Origin of the sequence: Rhizobium sp. CFBP 13726 (genome assembly GCF_014841925.1) — a bacterium.
GTDB classification, from domain to species: Bacteria; Pseudomonadota; Alphaproteobacteria; order Rhizobiales; family Rhizobiaceae; genus Neorhizobium; species Neorhizobium soli.
Window position 1 is genome coordinate 141559 of the sequence record NZ_JACYUU010000005.1, and the last position, 13131, is coordinate 154689.

Annotated in this window: 7 protein-coding genes and 1 pseudogene; 4 read left to right on the top strand and 4 right to left on the bottom strand. The window is 58.7% G+C overall.

The window, feature by feature from the left end:
• Nucleotides 1-1674: an FAD/NAD(P)-binding protein gene (locus IFT66_RS19770; protein ID WP_192078654.1), complete on the bottom strand. Its 1674-nt coding sequence runs from the start codon at nucleotides 1672-1674 to the stop codon at nucleotides 1-3.
• Nucleotides 1675-1890: 216 nt separating this feature from the next.
• Here IFT66_RS19770 and IFT66_RS19775 point away from each other — a divergent pair, with 216 nt between their 5' ends.
• From IFT66_RS19775 to IFT66_RS19790, 4 genes and pseudogenes are all read left to right on the top strand, one after another.
• Nucleotides 1891-3033 carry a glycosyltransferase family 4 protein gene (locus IFT66_RS19775; RefSeq protein ID WP_192078655.1) on the top strand — a complete coding sequence of 381 codons (1143 nt, stop codon included), beginning with the start codon at nucleotides 1891-1893 and terminating at the stop codon, nucleotides 3031-3033.
• 71 nt (nucleotides 3034-3104) lie between these two features.
• Nucleotides 3105-4271, top strand: a pseudogene (locus IFT66_RS19780) (glycosyltransferase family 1 protein); the annotation flags it as partial.
• A gap of 52 nt (nucleotides 4272-4323) precedes the next feature.
• Nucleotides 4324-7557, top strand: a complete 3234-nt coding sequence (locus IFT66_RS19785) for a glycosyltransferase (RefSeq protein WP_249406516.1) — start codon at nucleotides 4324-4326, stop codon at nucleotides 7555-7557.
• Complete coding sequence (locus IFT66_RS19790; protein WP_192078656.1) at nucleotides 7554-9791, top strand: glycosyltransferase family 4 protein; 2238 nt, start codon at nucleotides 7554-7556, stop codon at nucleotides 9789-9791. The genes IFT66_RS19785 and IFT66_RS19790 overlap by 4 nt, the downstream gene beginning before the upstream one ends.
• A gap of 85 nt (nucleotides 9792-9876) precedes the next feature.
• Here the strand turns inward: IFT66_RS19790 and IFT66_RS19795 are convergent, their stop codons facing one another.
• From IFT66_RS19795 to IFT66_RS19805, 3 genes are all read right to left on the bottom strand, one after another.
• Nucleotides 9877-10557, bottom strand: a complete 681-nt coding sequence (locus IFT66_RS19795) for a sugar transferase (protein WP_256413911.1) — start codon at nucleotides 10555-10557, stop codon at nucleotides 9877-9879.
• A 1251-nt stretch (nucleotides 10558-11808) separates the two neighbouring features.
• On the bottom strand, nucleotides 11809-12474 hold the full coding sequence (locus IFT66_RS19800) for a DUF6030 family protein (protein ID WP_192078657.1): 666 nt from the start codon (nucleotides 12472-12474) through the stop codon (nucleotides 11809-11811).
• Between the two features lie 424 nt (nucleotides 12475-12898).
• Nucleotides 12899-13105, bottom strand: a complete 207-nt coding sequence (locus IFT66_RS19805; RefSeq protein WP_174197460.1) for a hypothetical protein — start codon at nucleotides 13103-13105, stop codon at nucleotides 12899-12901.
• Nucleotides 13106-13131: the final 26 nt, after the last annotated feature.

Consider the following 13131-nt stretch of genomic DNA (forward strand, 5'->3'; position numbering starts at 1 on the left):
TTAAGCTTGCGCGACGATCAGAGGCGGCGCGTTCGATTTCAGGATCGCTTTCGAAATCACCTCGCCGATATCGCGTGCGCTGGTGATTCCCTGCACGAACGGAAGCTTGTGCAGCAGAAAAGCGATCGAACCGCAGTAGAGGTTGTTCGAGAGATTGTCTTCGAACACCAGACGGAAATCGTCGTCGAGATCGATCCCTCCTGTCCGGACGATCTCCTGCTCGGCGCCATCAAGAGAAAACGCAGCCTTTGTTGCCGCTTTTCGAACGACACCCTGGCCAACGAGCGTCGGGAACGGAATGTCGCGGGCCGACAGCTCGTGCTGTCCTGTGGCGTCGATGAAAGCCTCAAACCGAAGCTCCCGGCCTTCCGTGCGAACGACAGCTCCGCGCTCGACGCTCTTGTTGTCGATCTCGCTGCTGTTTCTGAGCGCTACGATCGCAAGCTTGCCGGTGCGATGGAGAGCGAGCAATCGGCGGATCGATTCATGCGGAACCGTCGCGTAGTCATCGATGAAGACGGTCTTGAAGTGCTTGTGGAACCGCTTGAGGTCATCAGCGTCTAGATGCGGTATCGCCTTCGCAATCACCTCATGCATCCGCAGGATGGCATAGCGCCATTCCACCGTCTGCTTCAGCTTCTTGTTCAGGTCGGCTTCGGCGAGGTTGCGAGCAGCCCAGGCAAACGGGTCGTTGGTTTCCCGAGCGCGGAAATAGGCGGGCGCGATCGTCTCAACGGTCAGAAGCGACAGGCCGATGCTTGCTGCATAATCCGGATCGCAGGCCACCAGCTCCTGCTTGAACAGGTCGAAGATCGCATCCAGAAGATCGAGCTTCCGCGTGGCGATCGCGTTTTCGATCGCCGGTTCGGTACAGATTGTCAGCGGGCGGTACGGGATCTCGCAGTAGAAGTCGGCTTCTGGCAGCACCCCTTTGCGCGACATCATCGTTGCGCGGAAGGCTTCGGTTCCCGGCAGGGGCTCGTATTGAAGATCACCCTGCCCATCGAGCATGAAGGCACCATGCGCAGTCGAGACGGTGATCAGCGCATCGATGCCGCTCAGCGACGTGCCCAGAATGCCGAGATTGCATGGAGGTATGGTTTTGAGAAGCGGTGCCGGCCAGGGCGAGATGAAGTATCCGGGCCGCACCTCGGTGGTCTCCGGCCAGTCGTGGCCCGTTGCCATCACCACGTGATCGAAACCGAATTCCGCCGGTTCGTCGTCCAAGGCTTTTACGCTCAACCGGATATCGTCTGCGCGCAGCTCGATATCGACGACACGATGCCGCGCCTTGAGGTGGATGGCGTGGCCGTTGGCGGTGGCGGCATTCAGAAGCTGCTGGAACTCCGCGTGCAGGAACTCTCCTAGAACCACGCGCGGATAAAACTCCCGCTCGCTGATGGCATCGCGTTCGACGCCGAGATTCTGCAACTCCATATCCGTCTGACGGCGAAGCCACTCGGTCAACGTTTCGCAGATTGGCGGCAGCTCGATGCTGGCAATGTTGGAGAGCATCGCCGCATCGTTGAGATCGGGGCGATAGGGGGTTCCCTTGCCAGGTTCCGCGTCGCTTTCGAAGATGGTGATCTCGAGCGGTTCAGACTTCCCGATGAGGCCCTTCAGCGTGTAGATGCCGGTCGGACCGGATCCGATGATTGCAACTCTCAATGACATATGCCCGATCTATCCTTGCAGGAACCAGAAAGTCTGGAGACTGCGCCAACAAGGCTGATGCCTCGAGGTTCCGTCACGACGCAATGATCGCCGCTCCACGTCAGGATTAAGGTCCGGCTGTATGTCTGCCTGACAGTGGAACCGTTCCCATTTCCGGAAGTTTGTGACGTCGAACATCGCCATCCCGTTCTTCAGTGTCAATGATTAGAGACGTGTATGAGACCACGGCGTATTGTCGTCATCAGTGATTTTCAGGATGGAAGCTGGAGCGGCGAAGACCTCCCGTCTCCTCGAAGCTTTGGAACGCTATGGTCATCAGGTTCACGCGGATCTCCTCCCCTTTCCATTCCGGATACGAACGACGTGGTTGTCGACGGCGGCTATATCGAGCGGCTTCCCCTCGCAGCCCTCAAGGACGGGCTGGTCGATTGCGCGGAAATCTGGACGCATTGGCGCGGCGGTGATCCTCCGCCAGAGTGGCGTTCCGGCAATCCGTCGCTGGTGCGCCGTTCATTCCGGATGAACGGTCCGGAGGCTCCCTTTGCCTCGAACGACATGCTCGGGCATATCGAGGCGTTCGGCGCTCCCGACATACTGTGTGTCTGGGGACTTGGGGTGAGCGAGGAGATCATGCTTGCCTGCCGCGACAGCTTTAAGATCTACAACTCCATCGACGCTCCGGCACTTCGCGTGCCGTTCGAGGTCAGCCGTCATTTCGATCTCGTGATCACGGGAGCGGAGTGGCAGTCGGAGGTTGTTCGCGCCCGGCATCCTGACATGCGCACAGTCGTGATGCCGATCGGACCGGAATTCGCATCCGAGATGACATTCCGGCCGCTGAACCTTCCGAAGATCTATGACGTGATCTATGTGGCCGCCGCCCAGCCCTACAAGCGCCACGACATGCTCTTCGAAGCGCTGGGTAAGCTACCGCGGTCGCTCCGGACCCTTTGCGTCTTCGGTTACGGAGAACTCGTACCGGAGTTGAGGCGCCATGCGGACGCGCTGGGCATCAATGTCGATTTCATTGAGCCGCCGGGAATAGTCTTCGACGACGTCAACCGGTTGATGAACCAGTCACGGATCGGCGTCGTCTGCGGTGTCGACGATGGGGCACCTGCCATTCTCACCGAATATATGCTGGCCGGCATTCCCGTCCTCGCCAACAGCGCGCTTCGGTGCGGTTTACAATACATCATGCCGGAGACGGGCCGAATGGCTTCAGAGCAGGACTTTCACGACGGTATCCGGGATCTGCTCGGGCTCGCCGACGGGATGAAACCACGCGAGACAGTGCTGGAAAACTGGACGTGGCAGCATAGCATCAGCCGCCTGCGAGATTTGATGAACGACAGGTAACAGAATTATGATGAGCGTCCGGAACTTTGCTGCCCAGGCTTTGTTTGGCGGCATCTGTTTCGAGGTGCTTGATGAACGTTCTGAATTCCTTCCCGCAAACGCCTGATGCCTCCCTGCCTATCGATACGCCGCTCATCTGCTTCTCGCATCTGCGCTGGGACTTTGTCCTGCAGCGGCCGCAGCACCTGATGCAGCGCTTTTCTCAGGATCGTCAGGTCTTCTTTTTCGAGGAATTCATTCCAACCGATCATCATCTTGCCTACCTGGAAATTCACCCATTCGCCGATACGTCCGTCAAGGCGATCCGGCCAAGAGTTCCGCATTGGTGGAGCGAAGCCGAGCGGGATCGGGCGCTTAGCCGCCTGCTCGACGATCTCATCCTGCTTCACGGTGGGCGGCGGCCGATACTCTGGTTCTACACGCCGATGATGTATTCTTTCGCGCAGCATGTGGACGCGGCGGCGGTTGTCTACGACTGCATGGACGAGCTGGCCAACTTCAAGTTTGCGCCGCCTCAGCTGAAAGATATGGAAAACGCGCTGATGGCGCGCGCGGACGCGGTCTTTACCGGCGGGGTGAGCCTCTACGAGGCAAAGCGCGATCTGCATGACAACATCCATGCCTTCCCATCCAGTGTCGATTCGCACCATTTCCGCGCAGCACGAAACTCGGTTGCCGATCCAAGCGATCAGGCAAAGATCTCTCACCCACGGTTAGGCTTCTACGGCGTCATCGACGAACGCCTCGATCTCGACCTGATCCGCGCAGCGGCTGCAGCGCGACCGGACTACTCCTTCGTTTTTCTCGGTCCGATCGCCAAGATATCGCCGTCCGATCTGCCTCGCGCGGCCAATATTCACTACCTCGGGCACAAGTCCTATGCCGACCTGCCGTCCTATCTGGCGGGTTGGGATGCGGCGCTCATGCCGTTTGCGCTCAACGAGGCAACCCGTTTCATCAGCCCCACCAAGACGCCTGAATATCTGGCGGCAGGGCGACCGGTCGTCAGCACAAAGATTGCAGACGTCGTTCGTACCTACGGTGATACGCCGGGCGTGTTTTTTGCCGACGATGCCGACAGCTTTGTCAGCGGATGCGATGCCGCGCTTGCCATTGCCCTCGCCGATACGTCCTGGCTCGAAGCGGTTGACAGGATGCTCGCGCGCTCGTCCTGGGATGCCACGTTCAAGAGCATGGCGATGATCGTCGACCAGACGGCTGTAGATCCTCCATTGCCATCTGCGCTGCTCGGCAAAAACGACATTCTGGTGCATTCCGAGCGTGACTAGGATGCCGCGGATAGTCCTTGCGACGGATAGCCTGGACCCATCGGGCATGGGCGAGCATATGCTTGCCTTGGCGCGCGGGCTGTGCGGGCAGGCTGATGTGTTCATTGCGCTATTGTCGGAAGACCGGGCAGGATTGCTCCCGCGCGCTGCCCGTCTCGGCCTCGGCATCAAACTTGCGGATGACATCGATGACTTTGCTCAATGGCTGTCCAGCAGCAATGTCGACCTCCTGCATGTCCATGCGGGGATCGGATGGGAGGGGCACGCGCTGGTCGAGGCCGCGAACCGAGCCGGTATCCCGGTCATTCGCACGGAGCATCTTCCTTATCTCCTCACCGACCGCGACCAGCAGGACGAGTATCAGCGACGCACGCGGGATGTCGCCCATCACGTCGTGGTTTCGGAAGCCTCCCGGGACAGTTTTCGCGGGCACATTGCGCCCGACCGACTGACGGTTATCCGCAACGGCATCTTCGTGCCGCAGCAGACGGCAACAGGCGACGCACTTCGTCGGGACCTCGATGTGCGTGACGAGATCGTGCTCGTGACCATTGCACGGTTGACCGCGCAGAAGGATCACAAGACACTCCTCGAAGCCATGCCGCAGATTCTGGAGGCGCACCCCTCCTTGTGCCTTCTTCTGGTCGGATCCGGCGAGGAACGCGTGAGGCTCGGGGCTTTGGCGGATGAGCTCGGCATCTCCGACCGCATTCGATTTACCGGACATCGCCCGGATGTCGCCAACATCATCGCTCTTGGCGACCTCTTCGTTCTGCCATCGCTGTTCGAAGGCCTGCCGCTTGCGGTGCTCGAGGCGATGTCGCTCGGCTGCCCGGTCGTTGCCACCCGGATCGGCGGCACCGTCGAGGCGCTCGGGGAGGACCACCCGCTTTTCGCCACACCCGGCAGTTCCGCTTCGATGGCCTCTGTCGTCATCGCGGCGCTTTCGGATCGGCAGAGACTTGCGCATGTCGCCGAGGCTGCGCGCGTCCGCTTCGACAATCACTTTTCCGCACATCGCATGGCGAGGGAAACGAGAGCGGTCTACGACCAGTTCATTTCCCAGCCTGCCAATCTCATGCAAAAGGACCTATCCATGCAGAAGACACGCCTCGCCTTTATCGGCGTTGGAGGTATCGCGCACCGCCATCTCGATGTCATCTCCGGCTTCGACGATGTGGAACTCGTCGGGTTCGCGGATCCGGATATCGGCCGCGCCGATCAGGCCGCAGCGCGCTTCGGAGCGAAATCCTTCGCCCACCACCGCGACATGCTGGACGCCGTCCGCCCTGATGCCGTCTATGTCTGCGTGCCGCCGTTTGCGCACGGGGAACCGGAGCGGGACCTGATCGAGCGCGGCATTCCTTTCTTCGTCGAAAAGCCGGTTTCGCTTGACATCGAGACGGCCGAAGAGATCTCGGCTGCCGTGACGGCGAAGGGTCTCGTGACCGGCGTCGGCTACCACTGGCGCTACCTCGACATCGTCGATGAGGCCCGCAATCTCCTCAAGGACAATCCCGCCCAGCTTCTGTCCGGCTACTGGCTGGATAGCACGCCTCCGCCGCAGTGGTGGTGGAAGCAGGACAAGTCCGGCGGACAGATGGTGGAGCAGGCGACCCATCTTCTCGACCTTGCGCGTTTTCTTGTTGGTGAGGTGACCGAGGTTTACGGACGTGCCGGTCACACGGACAGGCCCGAATTTCCCGGCCTCGACGTGCCCACCGTGACGACGGCCACTCTGACATTCGAAACCGGCGTCGTCGCAAACGTTGCCTCCACCTGCCTTCTCGGCTGGAGCCATCGCGTCGGGCTTCACATCTTCGCAGACCGTCTCGCAATCGAGCTTACCGACCGCGACATCATGGTGGATGTCGGCCGAGGCCGGCCGGTCCGTGGCGCAGACGGCGACCCCGTGTGGCGCGAAGACCGCGACTTCATCGATGCCGTTCGCGGCGGGGAAAACCGGATCCGCTGCCCCTATTCCGAAGCCCTTGCAACGCACCGGCTGGCGCTGGCTGTCGTTGCCTCTGTGCAGGAAGGCAAGCCGGTTTCGATCGCGCCGCCAGAGATGCGGCAGCCCGAGCCTCTGCCTTTGCAATTCCAGCCTCGGCCGGAAGCACCCGCGCCGGGCTTGGCACCGGGCCACCGGATCATCCGCTCGCTCGGCGTCGAGGCCCCCGGGCGGTCCTATTTCTTCGAATACGAGGAAGGCCCTCCCGGCGATGGCCAGGTTCGGCTCGACACGCTCTACACCGGTCTTTCCGCAGGGACCGAACTGACGTTCCTCAAAAACACCAATCCCTATTTCCGCTCGCGCTTTGACGGCGAGCGCGGGGTGTTTATCGAGAACGAACCGGACCTGCACTATCCGGTCCCGTTCCTCGGCTACATGGAAGTTGCGAGGGTCTCGGAATCGCGCACAGGCGGTTTTGCGCAAGGCGAGGTGGTCGCATCCGCCTACGGCCATAAATCGGGCCACACGGCCAACCCGTTCCACGATCTGCTGGTGCCGTTGCCGGCCGAAATAGATCCCGTGCTCGGCGTCCTCGTCGCCCAGATGGGGCCGATTGCCGCAAACGGCATTCTGCATGCCGATGCCGAAGCCTATGGGGCTCACGTGCCCTTCCTCGGTGCGGGCGTGAAGGATCGCCCGGTTATCGTGATCGGCGCCGGAACAGTGGGGCTGATGACTGCCCTGTTTGCGAAATCCCTGGGTGCATCCGAGGTTATCGTGACCGACCCATCGGAGTTCCGCCGTCAAAAAGCGGAAGCGATGGGCCTTCAGGCCATGACCGAGGAGCACGCGTGGCAGCATGCCAAGGCCCGCTGGCATGATGGCGCGATGGGACGCGGTGCAGATCTGGTGTTCCAGACACGTGCGTATTCAGGCAGCCTCAACACGGCGCTGAAAGCCCTGCGGCCGCAGGGCACGGTGATCGACCTTGCCTTCTACCAAGGCGGCGCGGATCAGTTGCGGTTGGGCGAAGAGTTCCACCACAACGGCCTCAACATCCGTTGCGCGCAGATCAACCGCGTTCCGCGTGGTCTTGGTGCGCTCTGGAACCGCGGCCGGCTCGCCCGCGCAACGGTCGATCTTCTCCGGACGCATGGCGACATCATCCGCGAGCAGATGATCACCCACGTCATTCCGATAGACGACGCGCCGGCCTTCCTGACGGACCTGATCGAAAACCGTCCGGAATTCCTGCAGGTTGTCTTCAAGGTGGGCGAATGACACCTGAACCTCAGCCTGTACGGATTCTGTTCGTCTTCGCGTGGTTGGTGGTCGGCGGCGAGGAGACCGAAGTGCGGCTCCTCGCGGCAAACCTCGATCCTGATCTCTACCGGATCGATGTCGTTGCCTGCTTCCGCAAGCCCGGAATGCCGGAGCAGACTCACGAGCAACTGCGGGCGCTCGGGGTCGATGTCGATACGACGCCTTACGATCTGTCCTTCGAAGATACGGTTGGCTATCTGGCCGGCAAGGTTCCTGGATACGACATCGTCGTTTCCAGCCAGAACGTTGCCGACATCTATCCGGCGCTCGAACGGCTCCATCTCCGCCCCCCGCTGATCGAGCATGGCGGTCTTGTTTCGGAGGCGGAAGCTGGCCCGAAGCACCTCACGAACCGGTATGTCGGCGTCTGCCGCTCCATCCGCGACGCGGCTGCGTCAAGAATGCCCGGCCGCGAGCAGCACGCGCTCGAGATACCCTCGATGGTCGATCTCTCCGAGTTCAATTCGGCGAACCGCTCGGTCATGCGGTCAAAGCTTGGGTTCCGGGATGAGCAGGTTGTCATCGGCTGGGTCGGTCGGCTGGATCCGAAAAAGAATGTCGAGGACTTCATCCATGCCGCCGCACTGGTCGTCAGAGATAATGCGCATGCGCAGTTCGTCATCGTCGGCGGACCCGATGCTTTCATGCCGGACTATGCCGATCACTTGAAGGATCTCACCCGCCGGCTGGGCTTGGCAGACAGGGTCACGTTTTTAGGCGATCGCAAGGATGTGGCCGAGCTTCTGTCGGCGTTCGACATATTTGTCTGGCTGTCGCGCGGCGAAGGCATGCCGCATGTCATTGCCGAGGCAGGTGCCGCCGCCCTGCCCGTCATCGCAACACCTGACAACGGCGCCCAGCAGCAGATCGACGACCAGGTCTCCGGCCTCTTCGTGCCCTATAACGATCCGGCCGCCGTCGCTGACAAGATCCGCTTACTTGCGGGCGACGAAGGTTTCCGCCGTTCTCTCGGACAAGCGTTGCGGCGCAAGGTCGAGGCGAGCTACTCGATCGAGGCCGTGTTGCCGCAGTGGACACAGCTTTTCAGCGACGTCCTTGCGGAGAAATCGCCGCAGGGGCCGACCGGCATCTTCAAATCGTTTCTGATGGGCGGTTTCGAATGCTCGACGCATCGGCTAAGTCCCGCTGACGGCGAAACAACCGGTCGACGCCTGGATATGATTGCGGCAATCGAGCACGATCGCTTTGCGGAGCAGGATTATCGTCAGCTTGCAGGACTTGGAATCCGTACGGTCCGCGATGGTTTTCGCTGGCATCTGATCGAAAAGTCCAGGACCTATGACTGGTCGAGCGTATTGCCGATGATCGAAGCCGCGCAGAAAACCGGCACGCAGGTCATCTGGGACCTCTTACACTACGGATGGCCTGACGATCTCGATATCTGGTCGCCGCAATTCGTCGATCGGTTTGCAGCCTTCGCCGGCGCCTGCGCACGGTTGGTTCGCGACAACACAAGCGAAGTGCCGTTCTACTGCCCCGTCAACGAAATCTCATTCTTCTCGTGGGGCGGCGGAGATGCCGCCTATCTCAACCCGTTCGCGCGTGGTCGAGGATTCGAGCTCAAGGTTCAGCTTGCCCGGGCCGCAATCGCTGCCATGGAGGAAATCCTGTTGGTCGACCCCCGCGCGCGCTTCGTTCACTGCGATCCGGTTATCAATGTCGTGGCGGACCAATCGAGACCTTTCGAGTCAGGCGTTGCTGAAGGTCACAGGCAGTCGCAGTTCCAGGGATGGGACCTCATCGCCGGCCGCATGTGGCCGCAGATCGGCGGTCAGGAGCGGTTTCTCGATATCATTGGCGTCAACTACTATTTCAACAACCAATGGATCCATGGCGGGCCGCCGATCGACATCGGTCATCCCAGCTACAAGCCGCTGAGCAGGATCCTTGCCGAAACCTACGCGCGTTATGGCAAGCCGATTTTGATTGCAGAAACTGGCATCGAGGACGAGCGGCGTGGGCCTTGGTACCGTTATGTCTCGGATCAGGCAAAACGTGCCATGCAGTCCGGTGTCCCGTTCGAGGGGATTTGCCTTTACCCGATCGCCAATCATCCGGGATGGGACGACGGACGGGCTTGTCAAAACGGATTGCTAGCAAGCGTTGTGTCTTCAGGGGGCCGAGCGGTTGACCCCGGGTTGTCGTCGGCGATCCAAGGCAGCGTTGATTGAGACCCAACCGCCGAAATATCAAACAAGCGACGGCGGCACGAGTGTGCCGCCGTTTGCTATTAGATCGGTTCGAAGAACGGTTGGCTTAGAAGCCCTTGCCATTCGTCAGTTCCATCCTGATGGTTTGGAGGATGATGTAGACGTCAAGCCAGATCGAGAAATTGGCAACATAATAGAGATCGCAGGCGATGCGAGCCCGGGCTTTCGAAGCACGATCCGTTGGCCCTCGCAGGCCGCGCATTTGCGCCAGCCCGGTAAGACCAGGCCGCATGCTGTGTCGCTGGTGATAATCCGGAACGAGTTCCTCATAGGTAACGCCGGCCGCAAGCATGCCGACGGCGTGGCATCTCGGACCGACAAGAGACATGTCCCCTTTGAGCACGTTGATGAGTTGCGGCAGTTCGTCGATATTGGATTTGCGAATGAATTGGCCGACCCGTGTAATCCGGGGATCGTTCCGAGTTGTCTGTGCGACGCCAGACACATCTCCCCGGTCGGTAAACATCGATCTGAACTTATAGATTTTAATTTTGCGACCGTCCTTCCCCCATCGAATCTGGGAAAACAGCGGTGACCCTCTGCTCTCGGCACGGATGATCGCGCATATCAGGACGAACAGGGGAAGAAGCGTAACCAGGGCAATCAGGGATATCAGCATGTCGACTGCGCGCTTGGCCGCAAATTCCCAAGCCGCAGGCTGATCACTGTATGTAAGCTTATAATTATCATTCGCCGAACTACCGGCGAGGTACTCACTAGCATCCAGTTGTACCACAAGCTCCACAGCACTCAAGGGAACCATCCAATATACGAGAGTTAATATATGACCGTCTTATCAATACTCCATATCTCGATTCTAAACACGAGTCAGCCCGGAACTTAATAAATGGTTAAATATAAAACAAGCAATATTGCTTTATTATTACATATGAAATTAGATTCGATACGTAGATTCGCAGCAACGTGCGGCGAAGCCCTCCGGTTCGTTCGAGAGAACCGTGATATTTTGCGGCGACGACTTGAGAGATCGATCAAGTTATCCGCTGCACAGTTTTAGCTATCATTGCCGCAATAATTTCGTCGTTTCCCGCACAGTATGCACATACCGAGATGTGCGTTGCTTCCAAGCAGAAATCCCCGGGCGCATGAGCGAAGGTTCGGGGAACGCTGCAAAAAAAGGGGACGGGTATACTTACCAAACGGGTAAGACGATCGGGTACAAGATCGACAACGGCAAGATCTGCCTGCGATTTCCGAACGGACAGAAAGATTGCGTGAGCGTCGAAACTGACGCCACGCGCTTTGAAATGATCACCAGAAAAGGTGATCGCTCCGACCTTCGATCAGGCTCTTGCCGCAGCACTCCAGGACAATGGTCACATCACTCGCCAACAGCGACGATCCATTCGGCGTGATGTTATTTGCGTCTTGCGTTTTAATCTGAAAAATATACTAGATATAGACGCAAAGCACGGGTGATTAGAGAGGTTGAGATGGCCGCTTTACACGTAATTTCGAAGTTAACTATTGCGACATTACTCCTCTCAGCTTCGCTCGGGGCGTCGGCATACGCGGCGGACATCATTCAGCGGTCGAGGTATAACGAGACGCAACCGAACACACATCTTGTCCGCTCGAGCTACGTCACAGAGGAATGCGAACTGCTTGAGATCACCTACCAAGAACCGCGCCAGATCGAAATCGTCAGGGTCTGTTACCCGCCGATTTTCTGAGCGCGAAGTTTCTCGGCGAGCGTTTTCATGGTCGATTGGCGGGCGCTACAGTTCGCTTCAATTTGACCGATCACACTAACTGTATTCGAACTATTGTGCGGTACATATTCCTCATCTTGTGAGGGAAAAATGTCACGTCGTTTCAGAAATCTGTCATTTGCTTTCGGTGTCTCCATTGCTCTCTGGGCTGTCATCATCCAAGGCATCAGCCAGATTGCCGAGCACATCGGCACGCCTCACGACACGACTGTCACGGCAAGTATCAAGTAGATACGAAAAGCAACTCAGTTTTTGACTTGCTGAGCAGGGGCTTTCGGAAGCGGATACGTTCCAACGAGATTGTATCGACTTTCATCCAGCATTTCCCGCCTATATGAAATGGTCGCCGCCGCAATCTCTCTGCGAAAATCTTGCCCGCGCGCCAAGGCGTCTCCGAGCGAAATGGACAGATACGCATCGAGATCGAGCAAGCGTGCTGCAATTGCGGACGCCTGATAGGCGAGCGCTTCCCGTTCGGACAAAGGTCCGAAGCTTATTTTCAGCCGAAATGTCGCGTTCCCTGCAGCCTCCCTACCCCGGATCTGGACGAATATCGATGACTGACGTCCCAAATCCGCTCCCGTCACGAGATAGCTGCATTCCCATTTGGCGCCACCATCTTCGAGGGTAAACACAGGCTCCACCTCGGCAAGGGCTGCAAGAGTAGCGCACTGCTCGTCAGCACGTATCGGGGCGCGGCCCTTCAAGAGGCGGGCTTTCTTTGCAAAGACCACCGACACCCCCATGCTTGCCTGCGCGGCGGACTGTGCATTGACAAAGGGCACGCTCAGGTTCGCAACGCTGCTTTGCTGGAAACCCAGCCGCAGCAACAAAAGCTTGAGACGCGTGTGATCATTGGACAGGAGGAGGCTTGCACCGATTGCGCTTGAGAAGGCGGCGAACAGGAGCATGAAGACGACGAGACCTCCCGGCCCCCGATGCCTTCCCCCTTCCGCGAACCGCCTATCGTTGTAATATCTGCTCAAGCCAAGAAAACCTCGTGAGCACTGCAAAAAACAGGAAAGGTACTTAGGAAATAAAAACTGAGAACAATCTGGCGTGCATTAGAAATGCGCGAACCCGACTTTCTTATTTACAGAAATGGCAATATCGATCGTTTTATTATTCCAATATTACGTTTGCACTGAACCCGAGCGCATGCGCTAACGGAAAGCATAATATCTCGCTACCGCAGCGCACGCTAGAGGCGTTTTATTATTCAGCTGCTACTAAACGAAGAATGATTCGAGCTTAGACGCGGGTCATCACAGCCTCCGGCCAAAATCCGTTGGCGAGGGCGTTGGTACAGTTCGAAGGCTTTAGATGTTCAGACGCCTAATCCGCCTTATCGTCTGAACTCACCGGCTTGCTGGTTGGCGGCGAAACACCTCCGCCGTGATCGGCCGACCACGTCTGCGGCGAGCTGCTATGAGGCTTTGAATCGCTCGCCGTCTGCTCGCGCTCCGGGCTATGCTCGCCCTGCGGGCTCCCTTCCGCCTGTGCCTCCTCATTGCCGGTTACGTCGCGTTTTTCGTCGGTCATGATGTTGCTCCTGTTCGGCGAAACAA

Bases quoted from the DNA above. Each gene is read 5' to 3' on its own strand.
- IFT66_RS19770 (WP_192078654.1), bottom strand. From the start codon at position 1,674: ATGTCATTGAGAGTTGCAATCATCGGATCCGGTCCGACCGGCATCTAC.
- IFT66_RS19775 (WP_192078655.1), top strand. From the start codon at position 1,891: ATGAGACCACGGCGTATTGTCGTCATCAGTGATTTTCAGGATGGAAGC.
- IFT66_RS19785 (WP_249406516.1), top strand. From the start codon at position 4,324: ATGCCGCGGATAGTCCTTGCGACGGATAGCCTGGACCCATCGGGCATG.
- IFT66_RS19790 (WP_192078656.1), top strand. From the start codon at position 7,554: ATGACACCTGAACCTCAGCCTGTACGGATTCTGTTCGTCTTCGCGTGG.
- IFT66_RS19800 (WP_192078657.1), bottom strand. From the start codon at position 12,474: ATGCTCCTGTTCGCCGCCTTCTCAAGCGCAATCGGTGCAAGCCTCCTC.
- IFT66_RS19805 (WP_174197460.1), bottom strand. From the start codon at position 13,105: ATGACCGACGAAAAACGCGACGTAACCGGCAATGAGGAGGCACAGGCG.